This window comes from Streptomyces sp. NBC_00647 (assembly GCF_045207245.1).
In the GTDB taxonomy this organism is placed as follows: domain Bacteria; phylum Actinomycetota; class Actinomycetes; order Streptomycetales; family Streptomycetaceae; genus Streptomyces.
Genome location: NZ_CP109040.1, coordinates 7,843,380 through 7,862,955 on the forward strand (window position 1 = coordinate 7,843,380; position 19,576 = coordinate 7,862,955).

At 71.6% G+C, this 19,576-nt stretch carries 18 protein-coding genes; 8 read left to right on the forward strand and 10 right to left on the reverse strand.

Features of this window, described 5'->3' with window-relative positions; genetic code table 11:
• The first annotated feature begins 102 nt into the window (after window positions 1-102).
• A complete protein-coding gene (locus OG788_RS34455; protein WP_406375003.1) occupies window positions 103-1,479 on the forward strand; it encodes an 8-oxoguanine deaminase in 1,377 nt (458 codons plus the stop codon).
• 372 nt (window positions 1,480-1,851) lie between these two features.
• Window positions 1,852-3,231 (forward strand): nucleobase:cation symporter-2 family protein, encoded by a 1,380-nt coding sequence (locus OG788_RS34460; RefSeq protein ID WP_351536872.1) that lies wholly within the window; start codon window positions 1,852-1,854, stop codon window positions 3,229-3,231.
• Window positions 3,232-3,356: 125 nt separating this feature from the next.
• Here OG788_RS34460 and OG788_RS34465 read toward each other — a convergent pair whose 3' ends face one another.
• Entirely contained in the window at window positions 3,357-4,172 is an 816-nt protein-coding gene (locus OG788_RS34465; RefSeq protein WP_406375004.1) for a chitosanase, read from the reverse strand.
• Window positions 4,173-4,392: 220 nt separating this feature from the next.
• On the opposite strand from OG788_RS34465, the gene OG788_RS34470 reads away from it, so the two are divergent.
• Window positions 4,393-5,031, forward strand: coding sequence for a TMEM175 family protein (locus OG788_RS34470; RefSeq protein WP_351536466.1), 639 nt, complete (start codon window positions 4,393-4,395; stop codon window positions 5,029-5,031).
• Here the strand turns inward: OG788_RS34470 and OG788_RS34475 are convergent.
• On the reverse strand, window positions 4,971-6,371 hold the full coding sequence (locus OG788_RS34475; RefSeq protein ID WP_406376924.1) for an MFS transporter: 1,401 nt from the start codon (window positions 6,369-6,371) through the stop codon (window positions 4,971-4,973). The two genes, OG788_RS34470 and OG788_RS34475, sit on opposite strands and share 61 nt — an antisense overlap.
• 211 nt (window positions 6,372-6,582) lie before the next feature.
• Between OG788_RS34475 and OG788_RS34480 the strand changes: the two genes are divergently transcribed.
• Complete coding sequence (locus OG788_RS34480; RefSeq protein ID WP_351536464.1) at window positions 6,583-6,984, forward strand: helix-turn-helix domain-containing protein; 402 nt, start codon at window positions 6,583-6,585, stop codon at window positions 6,982-6,984.
• A gap of 34 nt (window positions 6,985-7,018) precedes the next feature.
• On the opposite strand, the gene OG788_RS34485 is transcribed toward OG788_RS34480, so the two are convergent.
• The 4 genes from OG788_RS34485 to OG788_RS34500 form a co-directional block, all read right to left on the reverse strand.
• A complete protein-coding gene (locus OG788_RS34485; RefSeq protein ID WP_351536462.1) occupies window positions 7,019-7,441 on the reverse strand; it encodes an acyl-CoA thioesterase in 423 nt (140 codons plus the stop codon).
• Window positions 7,442-7,707: 266 nt separating this feature from the next.
• The gene (locus tag OG788_RS34490) at window positions 7,708-8,343 is read right to left on the reverse strand and encodes a hypothetical protein (protein WP_406375005.1); all 636 of its coding nucleotides are present in this window, start codon (window positions 8,341-8,343) and stop codon (window positions 7,708-7,710) included.
• Window positions 8,344-8,397: 54 nt separating this feature from the next.
• A complete protein-coding gene (locus OG788_RS34495) occupies window positions 8,398-9,048 on the reverse strand; it encodes a histidine phosphatase family protein (protein WP_356755905.1) in 651 nt (216 codons plus the stop codon).
• A gap of 110 nt (window positions 9,049-9,158) precedes the next feature.
• The gene (locus tag OG788_RS34500) at window positions 9,159-10,367 is read right to left on the reverse strand and encodes a pyridoxal phosphate-dependent aminotransferase (RefSeq protein ID WP_406375006.1); all 1,209 of its coding nucleotides are present in this window, start codon (window positions 10,365-10,367) and stop codon (window positions 9,159-9,161) included.
• 84 nt (window positions 10,368-10,451) lie between these two features.
• Here OG788_RS34500 and OG788_RS34505 point away from each other — a divergent pair, with 84 nt between their 5' ends.
• Window positions 10,452-11,090: a winged helix-turn-helix transcriptional regulator gene (locus OG788_RS34505; protein WP_406375007.1), complete on the forward strand. Its 639-nt coding sequence runs from the start codon at window positions 10,452-10,454 to the stop codon at window positions 11,088-11,090.
• A 130-nt stretch (window positions 11,091-11,220) separates the two neighbouring features.
• Here the strand turns inward: OG788_RS34505 and OG788_RS34510 are convergent, their stop codons facing one another.
• Genes OG788_RS34510 through OG788_RS34520 form a run of 3 tightly spaced genes read right to left on the reverse strand, consistent with a single transcriptional unit; the run spans window position 11,221 to window position 14,894 of the window.
• On the reverse strand, window positions 11,221-12,063 hold the full coding sequence (locus tag OG788_RS34510) for a hypothetical protein (protein ID WP_406375008.1): 843 nt from the start codon (window positions 12,061-12,063) through the stop codon (window positions 11,221-11,223).
• Window positions 12,063-13,325 carry a VWA domain-containing protein gene (locus OG788_RS34515; RefSeq protein ID WP_406375009.1) on the reverse strand — a complete coding sequence of 421 codons (1,263 nt, stop codon included), beginning with the start codon at window positions 13,323-13,325 and terminating at the stop codon, window positions 12,063-12,065. Before OG788_RS34515 ends, OG788_RS34510 begins: the two co-directional genes overlap by 1 nt.
• Before the next feature lie 54 nt (window positions 13,326-13,379).
• Window positions 13,380-14,894: an IucA/IucC family protein gene (locus OG788_RS34520; RefSeq protein WP_406375010.1), complete on the reverse strand. Its 1,515-nt coding sequence runs from the start codon at window positions 14,892-14,894 to the stop codon at window positions 13,380-13,382.
• A 92-nt stretch (window positions 14,895-14,986) separates the two neighbouring features.
• Between OG788_RS34520 and OG788_RS34525 the strand changes: the two genes are divergently transcribed.
• From OG788_RS34525 to OG788_RS34535, 3 genes are read left to right on the forward strand one after another with little or no spacing between them, the layout of a single operon-like run.
• Window positions 14,987-16,516: an IucA/IucC family protein gene (locus OG788_RS34525; RefSeq protein ID WP_406375011.1), complete on the forward strand. Its 1,530-nt coding sequence runs from the start codon at window positions 14,987-14,989 to the stop codon at window positions 16,514-16,516.
• A gap of 40 nt (window positions 16,517-16,556) precedes the next feature.
• On the forward strand, window positions 16,557-17,471 hold the full coding sequence (locus OG788_RS34530; protein WP_406375012.1) for a HipA family kinase: 915 nt from the start codon (window positions 16,557-16,559) through the stop codon (window positions 17,469-17,471).
• Entirely contained in the window at window positions 17,468-17,764 is a 297-nt protein-coding gene (locus OG788_RS34535) for a SelT/SelW/SelH family protein (protein WP_351536435.1), read from the forward strand. Before OG788_RS34530 ends, OG788_RS34535 begins: the two co-directional genes overlap by 4 nt.
• A gap of 7 nt (window positions 17,765-17,771) precedes the next feature.
• Here the strand turns inward: OG788_RS34535 and aceB are convergent, their stop codons facing one another.
• Window positions 17,772-19,406 (reverse strand): malate synthase A, encoded by a 1,635-nt coding sequence (gene aceB, locus OG788_RS34540; protein WP_406375013.1) that lies wholly within the window; start codon window positions 19,404-19,406, stop codon window positions 17,772-17,774.
• Window positions 19,407-19,576: the final 170 nt, after the last annotated feature.

Below are 19,576 nucleotides of genomic sequence, written 5' to 3' on the forward strand. Positions count from 1 at the left end.
GGGGAGAGCGGGGGCATCTGCGCAACCACAGCACCACGGACCCGGTCGTCACCCCGCTCGGCCCCCGGGTCCGTCCGCCAATGGGAAGAACGAGGAACCGTCGTGGCAGTCCAGCGCATCGTCATCGAGAACTGCGCCATCGCGACCGTGGACGCGGGCGACACCGAGTACGCCTCGGGTCACATCGTCGTCGCCGACAACAGGATCGAGTCGGTGGGCCCCGGAAAGGCCCCCGAGAACCTGGAGAACGTGGTCCGCCGCATCGACGGCACCGGGCACCTGGCCACGCCCGGTCTGGTGAACACCCACCACCACTTCTACCAGTGGATCACCCGCGGCCTCGCCACGGACCACAACCTCTTCGACTGGCTCGTCGCGCTGTACCCGACCTGGGCGCGCATCGACGAGCAGATGGCCTACGCGGCCGCCCAGGGGTCCCTCGCCATGATGGCCCGCGGCGGCGTCACCACCGCCATGGACCACCACTACGTCTTCCCCAAGGGCTCCGGCGACCTGTCCGGCGCCATCATCCGGGCCGCCCGCGAGACCGGCGTCCGATTCACCCTCGCCCGCGGCTCCATGGACCGCAGCGAAAAGGACGGCGGACTGCCGCCGGACTTCGCCGTCGAGACCCTCGAAGGGGCGCTGGCCGCCACCGAGGCGACCGTCGACGAGCACCACGACGCCTCCTTCGACGCCATGACGCAGGTCGCAGTGGCACCCTGCTCGCCCTTCTCCGTCTCCACCGAACTCATGAAGCAGGGCGCCGAGCTGGCCCGCCGCAAGGGCGTACGGCTGCACACGCACGGCTCGGAGACCGTGGAGGAGGAGCAGTTCTGCAAGGAACTGTTCGGCATGGGCCCGACCGACTACTTCGAGTCGACCGGCTGGCTCGGCGAGGACGTGTGGATGGCGCACTGCGTCCACATGAACGACTCCGACATCGCCGCCTTCGCCCGGACGAGGACGGGCGTCGCCCACTGCCCGTCCTCCAACGCCCGGCTCGCCGCCGGTATCGCGCGGGTCCCCGACATGCTCGCCGCCGGCGTCCCGGTCGGCCTCGGCGTCGACGGCACCGCGTCGAACGAGTCCGGCGAACTCCACACCGAGCTGCGCAACGCCCTGCTCATCAACCGGCTCGGGGCCCACCGCGAGGCCGCCCTGAACGCCCGTCAGGCGCTGCGTCTCGGCACGTACGGAGGCGCCCAGGTCCTCGGCCGCTCGGGCCAGATCGGCTCCCTGGAGGCGGGCAAGCTCGCCGACCTGGTGCTGTGGAAGCTCGACACCCTGGCGCACGCCTCGATCGCCGACCCGGTGACGGCACTGGTCTTCGGCGCCGCCGCCCCGGTCACCCTCTCGCTCGTCAACGGAAAGCCGGTCGTCGAGGACAGCCGCCTGCTCAACGTCGACGAGGACGCCATCGCCCGCTCCACGCGGGTGGAGGCACAGCGCCTGGCGCGGATCGCCGCGCAGGCCTGACCACCGCAGAACTCCGGCAGAGGGGGACGGCCCTCGGCCGGTAGCCGTGGACCCGAGCGGGGTCCACGGCGGCCGTAGCCGGGGCGTGCATGGACGTGCGCGCCCCGGAACGGTCTCCGCCGCGCGGACACCGAGTCCGCCCGACGGTCATCGTCCCGGTCCCGCACGACCGCGCATCACCTCCCTGACACCCACGTCGACGGCGACGTGTACCCGACCGGAGGAGCCGCCGTGGCCGCCCAGCCCGAGCCCAGCACCGATGCACGACCTACTGGAGCAACTGGAGCAACTGGAGGAACTGGAGGAACTGGATCGACCGGATCGACCGGAGAAACGGGAACGTCCGGACCAACTGGACCAGCCGGAACGGCCATCGGGTCGAAACACCCGGTCGACGAGAAGCTGCCCGCCCTGAAGATGGCGACCAGCGGCCTGCAGCACGTGGCCGCCATGTACGCCGGAGTCGTCGCCCCGCCCCTGATCGTCGGCGCCGCCGTCGGTCTCTCCGCCACCGAACTCACCTTCCTCACCGGCGCCTGCCTGTTCACCGCGGGGCTCGCCACCTTCCTGCAGACCCTCGGCTTCTGGAAGATCGGAGCCCGGCTGCCCTTCGTCAACGGCGTCACCTTCGCCGGCGTCGCACCGATGACGGCGGTCGTCGCCTCCGCCAAGGACAAGAGCGACGCCCTGCCGATCATCTTCGGCGCGGTCATCGTCGCCGGCGTCCTCGGATTCATCGCGGCCCCCTTCTTCAGCAAGGCCGTCCGCTTCTTCCCGCCCGTCGTCACCGGCACGGTGATCACGCTCATCGGAGTGTCGCTGCTGCCGGTCGCCTTCGGCTGGGCGCAGGGCCCGAACCCCGCCGCGGACGACTACGGTTCGCGGACGTATCTGGGTCTCGCGGCGGTGACCCTCGTCATCGTCCTGCTGCTGCGCCGCTTCACCCGCGGCTTCGTCAAGCAGATCGCGGTCCTGCTCGGCCTGGTCATCGGCACGCTCGTGGCGATCCCCTTCGGCGTGACGGATTTCGGGCCGGTGGCCGACGCGGACGTGGTCGGCTTCCCGACGCCGTTCCACTTCGGCGCCCCGCAGTTCCAGCTCGCCGCGATCCTCTCGCTCTGCGTGGTGATGGTCGTCTCGATGACCGAATCGACCGCGGACATGCTGGCGTTGGGCGAGATAGTGGAGCGTCCCGCCGACGAGAGGACCATCGCGGCCGGACTGCGCGCGGACACCCTCGGCTCGGCGCTGAGCCCGCTCTTCAACGGCTTCATGTGCAGCGCCTTCGCCCAGAACATCGGCCTCGTCGCGATGACGAGGATCCGCAGCCGGTACGTCGTCGCCACCGGCGGCGGCTTCCTGGTGCTGATGGGACTGTGCCCGATGGCCGCGTCCCTGATCGCCGTCGTACCGCGTCCGGTGCTCGGTGGGGCGGGTGTCGTCCTGTTCGGCTCGGTCGCGGCCAGCGGTATCCAGACCCTGGTCAGGGCGGGCCTGGAGAAGGACAACAACGTGCTGATCGTGGCCGTTTCCCTCGCGGTCGGCATCATCCCGATCACCGCGCCGGAGTTCTACCACGCGTTCCCGCAGACCGTACGGATCGTCCTCGACTCCGGGATCTCCACGGGCTGCGTCGCGGCCGTCGTCCTCAACCTCGTCTTCAACCACCTCGGCAGGGGACGCGAGAACGCGGGGGAGGTGACCCACCCCATGGAGGCGGGCGAGGACCTCAGGGCGGTACCGGCCCACTGAGGCGGGCATCGCGCCCCGAACTGCCTTCGGGGTTCAACGGCCCCCGACGTGAGGGGGATTGCTGACAGGGCTACGGAGGGCGCGGCACCGAGTGGGTGCCGCGCCCTCCGCCCGTGCCGCGCCCGTCAGCCGATGTGGAAGCTGTCGCCGTAGACCTTCCAGTCCAGCGGTGTGTTGAGGTTCAGGTTGCGGTTGCGCAGGAAGACCCGCTGCGCGGTGTCGACCCGACTGGTGTCGGAATGGGCCTCCTCCTGCTTCATGGCCCACACGCGCGCGTCGAGGAAGGCGTTCAGATACGTCACCTCGTCACCGCCCTGGGCCGGCGGCCTGGCCTGCGCCAGGGCGCGCCGCCGGATGCTGCCGAAGCTGGTGCTGTCGCCGCCGTCGCCGTGCATCACGATGGCGTCGTAGTACGTGAACTGCCCGAGGACTCCGATGCCGTCGGTCTTGCCCTGCCGCACGGCGGGGTTGAAGTAGACACGGTCGCGCTCGTCGTTCTGCGCCTGCTGGAACGCCGAATCCTGCGCGGCCCGGCGCCAGTCGGCGGGGAAGCCGGGGTCCAGACCCTCGTGCGAGTCGCTGCCGTCGACCTCGCGCAGCGCGGGCAGGTACCTGGCCAGGGCGTTGCCGGGCTTGCGCCGGGTGTACAGCTCGACGAGGTCGAGCATGTCGTGGGTGCCCGAGCAGAAGCCGATGATCCCGGCGGTGTAGCCGCGCCCGTCGCCGATGTCCTCGATGTACTTGTACTGCGCCTTCCAGTCCAGCGAGGAGTTCTCCGCGCTGGAGACCAGCTTCATGGCGATCTCCTTCTTCGCCGGGTCGTCCAGGCCGGCCAGGGCGGCGGTCGCCGTCTGGGTGGCGATGAGGGGGCCGGCCACCAATGAGGCTCCGATCAGGGTGAGCAGGGTGCGACGCGATGTGCCTATGTGGGGGGTGCGCACGGTACCTCCGATGGGGGAGTGATGCTGCCGCGTACTGTTAGGAAAGTTTCCTACCAGAGATTGAGGGCGGCGTACACCCGCCGGGCGAGGGCGAGTTGACGCATCGGGGCCGAATGTCGAGCCGCGCCGGGTTACGGTCTGAGCGCATGAACGGCACGGACGGCACGGACGTCCGCACGGAGACCACGTGCGGACGCGGTCACAACGGGGAGAGTCGGTCATGAACGAGTCGGGTCGTGTGGAGGCCTTCAGTGACGGCGTGTTCGCCATCGCCATCACGCTGCTGATCCTGGAGATCAAGGTCCCCGAGGTCGGTGAACACGGCGGTCTGTGGCACGCGCTGGGAGAGCAGTGGCCCTCCTACGCCGCCTATGTCGTCAGCTTTCTGGTGATCGGCATCATGTGGATCAACCACCACCAGGTCTTCAGCTACGTCGCCCGGGTCGACCGCACCCTGATGTTCCTGAACCTGATCCTGCTGATGGTGGTGGCCGCCATTCCCTGGCCGACGGCGATGCTCGCGGAGTACCTGCGCGAGGGCGGGCCGTCCCATGTCGCCGCCGCCGTCTACAGCTTGGTCATGGTCGCCATGGCCCTCGCGTTCCAGGCCGTGTGGTGGCACCTCACCCGCACCGGGCACCTGCTCGACAGCCGTGTCGACGTGGAGGGCGCCCGGCGCACCCGGGTCCGCTTCGCCCTCGGCTCCCTCGCCTATCCGGCGGCGGTCGCCCTGTCCTTCGTGTCGGCGCCGCTGACCCTGGCCGCGCACGGACTGCTCGCGATCTACTACGGGTTCAATCAGGTGCCGGTGCCGATGCGTGCGCCCGGCGCGGACGAGTCGGTGGAAGAGGGCCGGTGAGGGGCGCCCTTGCCGGGGCGCAGGAGGACGGCGGCCAGTGCCAGAGCCGTGGCCGCGACGGCGGTGGCCACCGTGAAGGCCAGCCGGTAGCCGTCCGCCGTCGCCGCGACGAGGTGCTCGCCCCCGCCGGTCAGGCTCTCGGTGCGGCTCGCCGCCAGCGTCGTCAGCACGGCGAGACCCAGTGAACCACCCACCACCTGCGTGGTGTTGAAGAGCCCGGAGGCCAGACCCGCGTCCTCCTGACGCGCGCCGGACATGGCGAGCCCCGTCACCGCGGGCATCGCGGCCGCGAATCCTGCGGAGAGCAGGAGCAGCGGGGGCAGCACGTCGGTGGCGTACGAGCCGTCGACCGGGGCCCGGCTGAGCAGGGCCATGCCCGCTGTGATGAGGGCGAGTCCGGCGAGCAGGACCCGGTACGGACCGAAGCGGGCGATCGTGCGCGCCGACAGGCTCAGCATCAGCACACCGATGGCGATCGGCGCGGGCAGGAACGCCGTACCGGTGAGCAACTCGCCGTAGCCGAGGACGCGTTGGAGGTAGAGCGCGCCGATGTACTGGAAGCCGTACATCCCGGCGATCATCAGGATCTGCACACCGTTCGCGCTCGTCAGCGTCCGGGAGCGGAACAGTCGCAGCCGCAGCAGGGGGCGGGCGGCCCGGGTCTGACGCACGGTGAATCCGGCGAAGAGGGCGACGGCGAGCACGCCGAGCGCGAGAGTGCCGCCGAGGCCCCGCTCCCCGGCGCCGACGATCGTGTACACCGTCAGCATCAGCGCACCCGTGACCAGGGCCGCGCCGGGATGGTCGGCGCCCCTGCCGAGGCCGGCTCCCTCGTCCGGGGCGAGGACGCGCAGCGCGGCGACCCAGGCCAGCACGCCGATCGGCAGGTTGATCAGGAAGATCCAGTGCCAGTCGAGGGCCTGCGTCAGCGCGCCGCCGAGGAAGGTGCCGAGCGCCCCGCCCGCGGCGCCGACCGCGCTGAACACCGCGATGGCGCGGCCCTGTTCGCGGGGCTCGGGGAAGAGGGCCACGAGCATGCCGAGGACGACGGCCGAGGTCATCGCCCCACCGGCGCCCTGGAGGGCGCGGGCCGCGACCAGTGCCCCCTGCCCGTCGGCGACTCCGCACAGCACGGACGCCGCGGTGAACACGGCGAGCCCGGCCGTGAACATCCGCCGGCGGCCCACCAGATCACCGAGCCTGCCCGCGAGCAGCAGCAGTCCGCCGAACGGAATCAGATAGGCGTTGACGACCCAGGCGAGCCCGGGAGCGGAGAAGCCGAGATCCTGCTGGATGGCGGGCATGGCGACGGTGACGATGTTCCCGTCCAGGATCGTCATCAGTGTGCCCGCGCACAGGACGACGAGCGAGGCCCACCGGGAGTACGTTCGTGGTGTCGACGAGCTCGCCGGCTCGGTCCGGGACAGCATGACGGTGACCTCCGTGTCCTCCATGGACGGTGTCGATTCCATGGACGTTCTTCCTTGGTGCACGACTTGTAACGGGGTACATCGTCAGTGACCATGGAGACCGGCATAAGGAGGCACTTCGATGTCCCAGGGGAACACCGGTGTTACCTCGCAGGCAGTGCTCGCGCAGGCGTGCCCGGTCCGCGAGGTTCTTGACAGGGTCGCCGGAAAATGGAGCGTGCTGATCATCGTGGCCGCCGCGCACGGCCCGATCCGTTTCACCGAACTGGAGCGCAGCATCGAGGGAATCAGCCGTCGCATGCTGACCCTCACCCTGCGCAATCTCGAGCGCGACGGTCTCGTCACCCGCACCGTCCATCCCACGGTGCCGCCGAAGGTCGAGTACGAACTCACTCCGGTGGCGCGAGAGTTGCACGCGACGCTGCTCTCCCTGACGGACTGGGCCGAGCGGCACCGCGTGACGATCGCCGAGTCCCGCGCGGCCTACGACGAGGTGCACCGGCCGGAGTTGCTCGACGCGTAGGCCGTGCGAGGCGTGGCGCGGCGGCCCGGAGAGGTCAGAGCCCCAGCGGGCCCGGGTCCGTGGCCAGTGACTTGAAGGCGTCCCGCGGGCCGGACACCAGGCGGCGCTCCGTGAGGTCCATCAGCCCGCCGACCGCCGTGATCTCGGCGGCCACCGTGCCGTCGGTCTTCGTGATGGTCTGCTCGATACGGAAACTCTTGCCCTCGCCCCAGAGGAAGACGCACGTCACCTCGACCTCGTCGCCGGCCCGCAGCTCGCGCCGGTAGCGGATGGTCGTCTCCAGAGCGACCGGGCCCAGACCCCGGGCCGCCAGCACCGCCTGGCTGATCCCGGCCGCCTGGAGCACCGACCAGCGGGCGTGCTCGGCGTACTGGAGATACACGCTCTGGTTGAGATGCCCCTGCACATCGGTCTCGTACCCGCGAACGGTCACGGGGACGGAAAACACCTCGGCCACGACTTTCCTTTCGACTGCGACTGCGACTGCGACTACGACGGCGACGACTCCGGTGGCTGCGACGAGGCAGCTGCCTCGGCTGTTACGGCGGCCGCCACGACAGTAACCGCATCAGCGGCTCCGGAGGCTTCGGCCAGGACGCCGCGGCGGTTCCCCCGCACGGGCGGGGCTCGTCCAACTCCCTTGTGCCGCACACCCGCGGACCCCGCGCGCCTCGGCCGGACGCGGCTGCCAGGCGTTCCCGGACGGGGACGGGCCTGCGCACCTCAGGCCCGCCGGGGCGAGGCGAGAACGTACCGGGCGCCCGTGCGCGGCTCCGTGTGCTCGCCGGCCTGCCAGCCCGCCTTCTCCAGGGTGGCCGCGCAGGCCCGCAGCGCCTCGGGGTCCGGCTCGCGCACGGCGACGGCCTCCGGCTGCGGTGTCGCCCGCACCCGGTAACCGCCGCCCACCGCTCCGGCGGGCCGGTGTCCCGCCGCCTCCAGCGCGAGGGCGGCGGCCTGCACCAGATGCGCGCGTTCCCAGGCGCACGGACGGCCGGTGGCGCCGTCCGGAGTGGTCATCCGGCGCAGTTCCAGGAGCCCCTGCCAGGCGCTGCGCACCTCCCGGAGCCGCGCGGGGCCCGTCTCGCCCCCCGCCTCGCCGCCGGTACGCGCCGCGAACACCCCGGACGCCGCGGGAGCGGACGGCCCGGCGGCGTCGGCGGGCTCGGGCGTCCCGGACGACTCACGGAGCCGATGCCCCGCGGGCGTCAGGAAATGGTCGCGCGGGGGCCGCGGATGACGGAAGGCGAGCCCCCGCAGCACCAGTGCGGCGAGCTGGGCCTCGGTGCCCCTGAGCCGCCCGGTCACCGGGTCGGCGGCATCGATGACGCGGCGCTGTGCCGCGGTCGGTGGTCGTGTCACGGCGCGCTCCCTCCGCCGTCGGGCGGTGTCACGGCGCTCTCCCTCCACCGCGGGTCAGGGCTCCTGCGCACCCTCTTCCGCCGGGGAGAGCGGTCCGTGGGAACAGTACGCGTCGGGTCTGACATTCCATCCGGCCACCACATGCCGCCGGTGCTCGGTGCTCAGCCGGCTCATCGTCCCGGTGCCGAGCTGGAAGAGGGCGCCGGACTGGGCCGTCAGCCCCAGCCGCCGAGCGGTCAGGACCCGCAGGAAGTGGCCGTGCGAGACGACGACCACACTGCCCTCCGACTCGGAGAGCGCCGCGTCGATCTTGGCCAGCATCCGCTCGGCGCGCGCCCCGACCTCGTCCGGGCTCTCCCCGGGGTGCTCGGGCGGCCCGGCCGTGACCCCGTCCGTGAACAGGAACCAGTCGGGTCGCTCGCGATGGATCTCGACGGTCGTGATGCCCTCGTACCCGCCGTAGTCCCACTCGGAGAGGTCGGCGTCGACGCGGGCGCCGCCGACCCCGGCCAGCCGGGCCGTCTCCCGCGCCCGGCGCATCGGGCTGACGAACGCCGCCGCGATGTGGTGCCGGGCGATCAGCGGACCGAGCCGGCGCGCCTGCTCGCGGCCGTTGTCGGTCAGCGGGACATCGGTCGACCCGGTGTGTCGCCCGGACATCGACCATTCGGTCTCACCGTGCCGTACGAGGAGCAGGTCACCCATCGCCGCGCCCTTCCGTCCCTGCGTCAGCTGCTGTCCCTCGTACGGTGACACCGGCCGCCCGTGACCGCAGCCCCGGCTCGTCCGGTCGGCCCACCGGCGCCCCCGGCTCCCTACTGCCGGTACCCGCTCAGGAACCGCCCGATCCGGCTGATCGCCGCGTCCAGGTCGTCGGCGTGCGGGAGGGTGAGGATGCGGAAGTGGTCCGGACGCGGCCAGTTGAAGCCGGTGCCCTGGACGACCTGGATCTTCTCGCGCAGCAGCAGGTCGAGGACGAACTTCTCGTCGTCGTGGATCGGGTGCACGGCGGGGTCGATGCGGGGGAACGCGTAGAGCGCGCCCTTGGGTTTCACGCACGAGACGCCGGGGATCTCGTTGAGCTTCTCCCAGGCGCGGTCGCGCTGCTCGCGGAGCCGGCCGCCGGGCCCGGTCAGCTCGTGGATCGACTGGCGGCCGCCGAGCGCCGCCTGGATGGCGTACTGCGCCGGAGCGTTGGCGCACAGCCGCATGGAGGCCAGCATCGTCAGGCCCTCCAGATAGTTGCGCGCGTGCTGCTTGGGTCCCGTGACGACCAGCCAGCCGGAACGGAAACCGGCGACCCGGTACGTCTTCGACAGGCCGCAGAAGGTGAGGACGACCAGGTCGGGAGCGAGGGCCGCGGCCGAGTGGTGCACGGCGTCGTCGTACAGGATCTGGTCGTAGATCTCGTCGGCGAACACCATCAGGCCGTGCCGGCGGGCGAGATCGAGGATGCCCTCGACGATCTCCTTCGGATAGACCGCGCCCGTCGGGTTGTTGGGGTTGATGATGACCACGGCGCGGGTCCGGTCGGTGATCTTCGCCGCCATGTCCTCCAGATCCGGGTACCAGTCGGACTGCTCGTCGCACAGGTAGTGCACCGCCTTGCCGCCGGCGAGGGTGGTGACGGCCGTCCAGAGCGGGAAGTCCGGGGCGGGGATGAGGACTTCGTCACCGTCCTCGACCAGGGCCTGTACCGCCATGGAGACCAGCTCCGAGACGCCGTTGCCGAGGAAGACGTCGTCCACGCCGACGTCCAGGCCCCGGTCCTGGTAGCGCTGGGCGACGGCCCGGCGGGCGGACAGGACGCCCCGGGAGTCGGTGTAGCCGTGCGCCCGGGGCAGCATCCGGATCATGTCCTGGAGGATCTCCTCCGGCGCCTCGAAACCGAAGAGGGCGGGGTTGCCGGTGTTGAGGCGCAGGACGCAGTGGCCCGCCGCCTCCAGTGCGTCGGCGTGCTCGATCACCGGGCCGCGGATCTCGTAACAGACCTCGCTGAGCTTGCTCGACTGCCGGAACTCCATGCGCTGCGCCCTCCGGTTGTGGTGTTGCTTGGTTTTACCAAGTGGGAGCTTGGAAAGTCCAACAAGATAGCTAGACTGCGTCGCATGTCACCGCGCCGAAGCTACGACCAGTACTGTTCCGCCGCCCGTGCCCTCGACGCGGTCGGGGACCGGTGGACCCTCCTGATCGTCCGCGAACTGCTCGGCGGACCGCGCCGCTACACCGATCTGCACGCCGATCTGCCGGGCGTCAGCACCGACGTCCTCGCCTCCCGGCTCAAGGACATGGAACGCGACGGTCTGACCACCCGACGGCGCCTGCCGCCTCCCGGCGCGGCCTATGTCTACGAACTCACCTCTCGAGGGCGGGAGTTGCTGCCCGTGCTCCAGGCGCTCGGAGAATGGGGCGCGTCCGAGCTGGGCGATCGGCGGCCCACCGACGCCGTCCGGGCGCACTGGTTCGCGCTGCCGCTGCTGCGGGGGCTGGACGCCGCCGGGTTGGGGGAGGGGCTGGTCGAAGTCCACCTGGACGAGGGCCGGTTCCATGTCTGGCTGGGTGCCGCGGACGGGCCCCTCCACGGGGACGGGAACGCACCCCGGGAGCCGGACGCCCGGCTGACGCTGGACACGCGCACCTGCGAGGACATGAGCCGGGGGACGCTGACGCTGCTCGACGCGCTGCGCGAGCGGAGCGTCGACGTGACGGGCGACGGACCCCTGGCCAAGGGCCTGCGCGAGGTCTGACACCGGGCGGGACGGCAGAGGCCCGCCGTTCCCCCGGGCGGGCGGCACCGCGGGGCTGGAGGAGACGGAACGGCAGAGGCCCGCGGTGCCCCCCGACTGGGAGCACAGCGGGCCTCGGCCGCCGTACGGGTCAGGCGCCCGGCGGAACCCGGGAAGGCCGTCCGGTGCCCCGCGTCAGCGCGTATCCGCCGATGCCCGCGAGGGCCGCGAGGACGCCGCCGGCCGCGGTCCACACCCAGCGGTCGGACCACCAGCCGGAGGTCCAGCCGTCGTCAGGTTCGAGCGAGGACAGCGCCGCCGTCGCGGAGTCGGACTCCTCGTCGGACTTCCCGGCGGTGATGGCGATGCCCGGCACCAACGGCTCGGCGAGCGAGCCGTCGACCGCCGCCGAACCACCGATGTCCTCGGAATCCACCCGAACTTCCGTGCTCACCGGCAGACCCAGGTCGGCCGCCCCGAGACCGGTGGCGGTCAGCCGGACGTAATAGGTGCCCGGCAGCGGGTCGTTGGCCCAGGTCTCCGACCAGGCGCGGACCGTGCGCAGGGTGCAGGACAGCGTCACGGAGGCCGCGTCCGTGGCCGCCGTCCGGGTCTGCGCCCCGTACTGGCAGGCCTGACGGCGCCGCAGACCGTCGTACACATCGATCTGCCAGGTCTCGGCGGAGGCGCGCTTGGACGCCTCGGGCAGCTTCACCGTCGCCTTCACGGTGGGCCGCTGCCCGGCGTCCGCGGGGAACGACCAGTACAGGTAGTCACCCGTGGAGCCGCTGGCGGTGGCCTGCAGACCCTGCTCGATCTCGGTCGCCGTACGGAACGACGTACCGGCCTCGGTGGGCGCGGAGTCGTCACCCGAAGGGCTCGCGGACGGCGAGGAGTCGGCGACGGCCGGGGAAGCGGCCGCACCGAGCAGCGCGGGCGCCGCGGCGGCCCCCGCGAGAAGTACGGCTGTGCTCAGCACACGTCGGATACGCATCAGTTGGTCCTCCAGACCGAGAACCGCCAGCGAGAGATCCAGCCCCACAGCACACCCGCGAGGAAGCCGGTGAGCACCAGGGCGCCGAGCAGCCACCAGCCGCGCCCGAGGCCGAAGGAGGCCACGTCACTCGCCTGGTCGGGGCCGTCGACGACGTCGACGGTCAGTTCCAGCGGCAGTCCGGGCTTGGTCTTCACGCCCGCCGCCGCCGAGAAGGAGTTGGCGACCTGGATGCACACGACCTCGGCGGCCCCGTACTCCTCGTCGTTCTCGGCCTTCGGATAGCGCAGACCGGTCGAGACGACGTCGGTGCGGCCGTTCCCGGCCGCCTCGCCGCGCACGATCTCCCGGCCGCGCGTGGTGACGGCACGCAGCATCACCCCGTAGTCGGGATTGACCTGGCGGTCCGCCGCGATGCTCACCGAGGCGCGCAGTTCCTTGCCGGGCTCGAGCTCCACGCGGTACCAGCGGTGCTGCGCGAACTCCTCGCGGTCGGTGTAGAGGCCCGACTTGACAGTCGGCGCGTCGGTGCACGAGGCGGCGCCCTCGACGGCCACCGGCTTCACCACGGGATCGGCGGCGCGGTCCACCAACTGGTTGACGCGGTCGCTGAGTTCCTCCTTGTGCTCGATCGAGGTGTACGTGCCACCCGTGGCCTCGGCGATGCAGCTCAGCTGCTTGCGCATCTTGGTGTTGGGGACCAGGCCGAGGGTGTCGATGGTCAGGTCGATGCCCTTGGCCGCGATCTCGCGGGCCACCTCGCACGGGTCGAGCGGCTGACAGGTGTCCTCGCCGTCGCTGATGAGCACGATGCGACGGGTGCCCTCACCGCCTTCGAGGTCGTCGGCCGCCTTGAGCAGGGCGGGGCCTATCGGGGTCCAGCCGGTCGGACTGAGGGTCGCGACGGCCGTCTTGGCCTCGGTGCGGTCCAGCGTCCCCACCGGATACAGCTGGGCCGTGTCCTTGCAGCCCGTCTTGCGGTCGTCCCCCGGATAGTTGGCGCCGAGGGTGCGGATGCCGAGCTGCACCTCCTCGGGCGTCGCGTCGAGCACTTCGTTGAACGCCTGCTTGGCCGCGGACATCCGCGACTCGCCGTCGATGTCCCGGGCCCGCATCGAACCGCTGACGTCCAGCACGAGTTCGACCTTGGGAGCGGTAGCCGTGGTTTCGTCGGCGACCGCTCCGGCCGGGAAGGCGATCCCGGCGGCCAGGGCGGCGAGCAGGGCGCAGACGCCCGCCGCCAGCCGTTGTCTTGTGATCATCGGCGGATCCTATTGATCAAAGGTGCCGCGCGTAAAAACGAGAGGTGCACCGCCTCATGACGAGCCGGGTCCCGCGAGCGGCTGCGGGAGCCGTGTCCACAGGTCACCGGGGGTCCCGGGGGACAGCCGCATCAAGGTCAGGGCTTTGGTGGGGAGCGGCTCGCCGAGGAGCGCGGGAAGGTCCGTGGTGCGCGGGAGATCCGGTGCGACCGTCTCAAGGGCCTCGCGCAGCGCGGCCGTCGAGCCCGCCGTCGCGCCCAGCGCGCCGCCGACGAGGGAGCCGAAGAGCTTGCGGCGCAGGGCGGTCTCGTCGTCCGTGACGATCCGTCCGGACAGCCGTGGGACCGGGATGTCGTGGCGCGCCAGCCGGGCGGGGCTCACCCGGATGTCGGCCAGGTCGCGGTAGACGAGCCGGACGGGGTCGCCCGCGCGGTCCAGGACCACGAGCAGGTTCTGCCCGTGTGCCTCCAGGGCCACCCCGAGCTCCAGCAGCCGCAGCCCCGCCGTGAGGACGAGGCGGGTGAACTCGGCCAGCCAGGAGGCCTTTTCGGGCAGTGGGGTCAGTGGAAGCGCGGCCACCGGAACGCACCTCTCGCCCGCGCCCGCGTAGTCGTCCGGGGACTCCCGCACCACCGCCGCGAGATCGGGGAAGCCTGCGGTGGCCGCGCCGAGGGTGCGAGTGATGTGCAGCGGTACGTCCAGGCCCGCCGTCATCGACTCCATGAACGCCGAGACCGTCTCCGCCGTTTCCACCGAGTACACCGAGATGTCCCGCACCGACGAGGTCAGCCGGGCGCTCAGCGCGGTCTTCACATGCGGTCCGTCCGGCACCGCGAGGGTCCTCAGGGACATCAACGGGTGGGCGGCGAAGCCCTCCTGGACCGGGGTGTCCAGCACATGAGCGGTCTGCCAGGGATGCACCGGGATCAGTACGCGCTCGCCGTCCCGCAGCCACTTCGGCCACTCACCCGTGACGAGACAGCCGTCCACCGCCACCATGCCCAACTCCACCGACGGCCGGTGCTCCGGCCCGTACGCGAGCTGTTCGGCCACCGAGAATCCCGGCCGCGCACGGCAGTTGGGGTGATACGGATGCCCGTCCACGATCCGCTGCTCCCACACCCAGCTCGCCTCGCTCGCTTCGGGAGTGCCGTACCACGCCTCCCGGTCCGCCCGCGACAGGGCCATCGAGGCGACGCTGTGCGCGAGTTCGGCCGCGAAGGCGGAACCGTGCGGTACGCCGAGGGCGTCGACGAGCAGGTCCGGACGGTCGTACGTCCGCTCGGCGAGCCGCACTTCGGTCACGTACGCGGAGGTGGCGTACGGGTCGGCGTGCGGTCCGTGCAGTCGGCGGCCGTCCGTCAGACGGAGCGTGAGGCCGTCACCGGCCGTGTCGCGACGGGCGATCCACGGCAGCGGCTCGTACGCCAGCGCGCGCCACAGCCGGGTCAGTACAGCAGCCCGGGCGCCGGGCAGGGCCTCCGCGTACGGCGCCGACAGACCGGGGCGTACGACGCTCAGTTCCTCGGCGAACGCGGCCTCGGTGTCGGGCGTGGAGGGACGGTGCACAGGCGGGCTCCTTGGGTACGGGACTGCGTCGAGTACGTCCGCCGCGGCAGACATACTGATCACCAGCGCACCGTATGAATCGAATGGACCGGATGGATCGCGTGGACTTCATGCCGACCGTGTTCCCCCACGTCAACGGGGGTGACATGGACGAGGCCGCCGACGCGTACGCCGCCGCGCCGTTGCTCAATTGTCTCCTTCGCGAACTGGCGGAGCCCACACCGGATCCGGGCGTCCACCGGCTCCGCGCCGGTGGCCGGATGCTGCGGGTGCGGGGGACACGGCGCCCCGTCGAGCCCGAGGTGTACGCCGAGGGCGCCTGGCACCGGCTCACCCACCCGGAACTGGTCGCACTCGCGGCCGAGGAACTGCGCCGGTCCACCGGAGTGGCCGACTCCGAGCTGCCCGCCGAGATGACCGGCAGCCGGGACGTGGTCGCGGCCCTCCTCCGCGCCCGTGCCCGCACGGCGCCGCCCGAGGACCCGTACCTGCGCTCGGAGCAGTCCCTGGTCATGGGCCACCCGTACCACCCGGCGCCCAAGGCCCGCGGCGGCGGCCCGGTCACCGGCTGGCTGCCGTACGCCCCCGAGGCCTACGCCCGCTTCCCGCTGGAGCTGCTCGCGGTGCGCGAGGACGCGGTCGTCGAGGAGGGCGACACGGCGGCGCTCGACGCGCTGGGCGAGGCCCCGCCGGGCTACCGTCTGCTGCCCGCCCACCCCTGGCAGCTCGAACTGACCGGCGCCCTTCCGGCGATCCGGGACGCCTTCGCGGACGGCCGGCTCGTACGCGTCGGACGCACCGCCCGCCCGCTGTGGCCGACGGCCGCCATCCGCACGCTCTACGCCCCCGAGGACGACCTGTTCGTCAAGTTCAGCCTCGATGTGCGCATCACCAACGACATCCGCCGGCTGTGGAGGCACGACCTGCTGAAGATGCGCGCCATCGACGCCGCGACCGCCGCCGCCTTCTCCGCCCCGCGGGGCTCCGCGGCCTGGCTGAGCGACCGCGGCTACCGCACCGCCGACTTCGCCTTCGAGGAACTCGCCGTCCTGGTCCGCGACGGACTGCGCGACCATCTCGTCCCCGGCACGACCCCGCTGCTCGCCGCCGCCCTCGTGGAGGGCTTCGACGGCAACCCGCTCGACCGGCCGGCCGAGCCCTCCGCCTGGTGGGCCGCGTACCTCCGCCAGGTGGTGCCCCCGGTGCTGGAGGCGTTCGCACGCCATGGAGTCGTCGTCGAGGCCCATCTGCAGAACACCCTGGTCGCCGTGGACGCCGCCGGCATGCCCGTCCAGGCCCTGTTCCGGGACGCGGAGGGAGTGAAACTGCTGCCGGGGGTGACCCGCGCGGCCGGCTGGGAACGGCTCGTGTACTGCCTGGTCGTCAACCACATCGCCGAGCTGGCAGCCGTCCTCGCCGAGCGGTTCCCCGGCACGGACCCCTGGCCCGCCGTACGACGGGAACTCCACCGGCACGGCGACGACCTCGGGCTCCCCGAGGTCGCCGCGCTGCTCGCCTCGCCCACCCTTCCGGGCAAGACCAATCTGCTGCTCCGCTGGACGGGCGCGGACGGCGCGGACGCGCGGTACGTGCCGCTGCCGAACCCGCTCGCCCGCACCTGACGCCCGGGGCGGAGCGATCAGCTGCTTTACAGTGTCAGGTGTGCTCCGCGACGTGACCGCTGTTCGATACGTGACCCCGCTGACGGCGGGCGGCTCCGTGCCCGGAGTCGTCGAGGCCGACGACCTGGGGACCTACGTCGTGAAGTTCACGGGGGCCGCCCAGGGCCACAAGGCACTGGTCGCCGAGATCATCGTCGGTGAGCTGGCCCGCGCCCTCGGGCTGCGGTTCCCCGAGCTGGTCCTCGTCCACTTCGATCCGGCCGTCGGCGGGCACGAGCCCCACCAGGAGGTCCAGGACCTGCTCCGGGCCAGTGCCGGGCTCAACCTCGGCATGGACTACCTGCCGGGCGCGAAGGACTTCACCCCGGAGATCGCGCGGACCTTCCCCGTGGACCCGCTGGAGGCCGGGAAGGTGATCTGGCTGGACGCCCTGACGGTCAATGTGGACCGCACGGTGCACAGCTCGAACCTGATGGTCTGGCCCACCTTCGGCATCGCGCCGCCGCGGCTCTGGCTGATCGACCACGGCGCCGCCCTCGTCTTCCACCACCGCTGGGACGCGTCGTCGCCGGAGAAGGCGTACGACTTCCGGCGCCACGCGCTCGGCGGCCACCGACCGGACACCCGAGCGGCCGACGCCGAGCTCGCCCCCCGGGTGACCGAGGAACTGCTGCGCGCGGTCCTGGCCGAGGTGCCCGACGCCTGGCTGACCGACGAGCCCGGCTTCGAGAGCCCCGACGCGGTCCGCGAGGCGTACGTCGGCTATCTCCTCGCCCGCGTCCGGTCCTCCGCTGCCTGGCTCCCCACGGACTTCCCGAGCCGTGAACAGCTCGCGGCCGAGGACGCCGACCGCGCGGAGCGGACCCAGCGGGGCCGCCCGGACTGGCTCAAACGCGTCCCGGACCTGCACGGCAAACCGGCGGCGGAACAGGATTGGTCGGTGCATCTCGGATGACAGACGTCCAGCGGGTCCAGATCGAGTACTGCACCCAGTGCCGCTGGCTGCCCCGCGCGGCCTGGCTGGCGCAGGAACTGCTCACCACCTTCGAGGCGGAGCTCGACGAGCTGTCCCTGAAGCCCGGCACCGGCGGTGTCTTCGTCGTCCGGGTCAACGACGAGGTGATCTGGGACCGCCGTGAGCAGGGCTTCCCCGAGCCCACGGCGGTCAAGCGCCTCGTACGCGACCGAGTGGCCCCGGAGAGGTCCCTGGGCCACTCGGACAGGCCCGCGGACGGGCCGGCGCACTGAGGCCGGGTCAGCCGGCCAGCTGCTCGTAGGCGGGCAGCGTCAGGAAGTCCGCGTAGTCCTCGTCCAGCGCGACCTTCAGCAGCAGGTCGTGCGCCTGCTGCCAGGTGCCGGCCGCGAAGGCCTCCTCGCCGAGCTCGGCGCGGATGTTCGCGAGTTCCCGCGCGGCGACCTCGCGCGCCAGCTCGGGGGTGGCGGCCACGGTCTTTCCGTCGTGCTCGAAGACGACACCGGCGTTGATCCACTGCCAGATCTGCGAGCGCGAGATCTCGGCGGTGGCGGCGTCCTCCATGAGGTTGAAGATGGCGACCGCGCCGAGGCCCCGCAGCCAGGCCTCGATATAACGGATGCCGACCTGCACGGCGTTGACCAGACCGTCGTACGTCGGCCGGGCGTCCAGCGAGTCGATGGCGATGAGGTCGCCGGCCGCGACCGACACGTCCTCGCGCAGCCGGTCCTTCTGGTTGGGACGGGCGCCGAGAACGGCGTCGAAGGAGGCCATCGCGATCGGGACGAGGTCGGGGTGGGCCACCCACGAACCGTCGAAGCCGTCGCCGGCCTCACGGTCCTTGTCGGCCTTGACCTTCTCGAAGGCGACCTTGTTGACCTCTTCGTCGCGCCGCGAGGGGATGAACGCGGCCATGCCGCCGATCGCGTGCGCGCCGCGCTTGTGGCAGGTGCGGACGAGGAGTTCGGTGTACGCGCGCATGAACGGGGCCGTCATCGTCACCGCGTTGCGGTCCGGCAGCACGAACTTGGTCCCGCCGTCACGGAAGTTCTTGACGATCGAGAAGAGATAGTCCCAGCGGCCCGCGTTCAACCCGGCCGCGTGGTCGCGGAGTTCGTAGAGGATCTCGTCCATCTCGTACGCGGCCGTGATCGTCTCGATCAGGACGGTCGCGCGGACCGTGCCCCGCGGAATGCCGACGTAGTCCTGCGCGAAGACGAACACGTCGTTCCACAGGCGGGCTTCGAGGTGCGACTCCGTCTTCGGCAGGTAGAAGTACGGGCCCTTGCCGAGGTCGAGCAGCCGCTGCGCGTTGTGGAAGAAGTACAGGCCGAAGTCGACCAGAGCGCCGGGCACGGGCGTGCCGTCGGCGGCGACGAGGTGGCGCTCGTTCAGGTGCCAGCCGCGCGGCCGCATCACGACCGTCGCGAGCTCGTCGTTCGGCTTCAGGGCGTACGACTTGCCGGACCTCGGGTCGGTGAAGTCGATGCTGCGGGTGTACGCGTCGATCAGGTTGAGCTGACCGAGGACCACGTTCTCCCAGGTGGGCGCCGAGGCGTCCTCGAAGTCCGCGAGCCACACCCGGGCGCCGGAGTTGAGGGCGTTGATCGTCATCTTGCGGTCGGTGGGGCCGGTGATCTCGACCCGGCGGTCGTTCAGCGCGGCCGGAGCGGGGGCCACCCTCCAGGAGTCGTCCGCGCGGATCGCGGCGGTCTCCGGGAGGAAGTCGAGCGTGGAGGTGCGGGCGATCTCGGCGCGGCGCTCCGCGCGGCGGGCGAGGAGCTCGTCACGCCGGGGCGTGAACAGCCGGTGCAGCTCGGCCACGAAGGCGAGGGCCGCGTCGGTGAGGACCTCTTCCTGCCGGGGCAGGGGCTCGGCGTCGACGATGGCCAGCGGGGACGGCGCTGGTGCGGACATGAGCTGTCACTTCCTTCAGCGAGCTACGTGCGGGCGAGCAACATACGGGCCATGCGAGCGAACCACGGGCGGCGTCACCGCGCCCGGCACCCGGTGCCATGGGGGCGCGGGGATGGCGCCGGGCGCCCTCGACACGGCGGGGCGCTTCTGAACAGTGGATACTAGTTTCC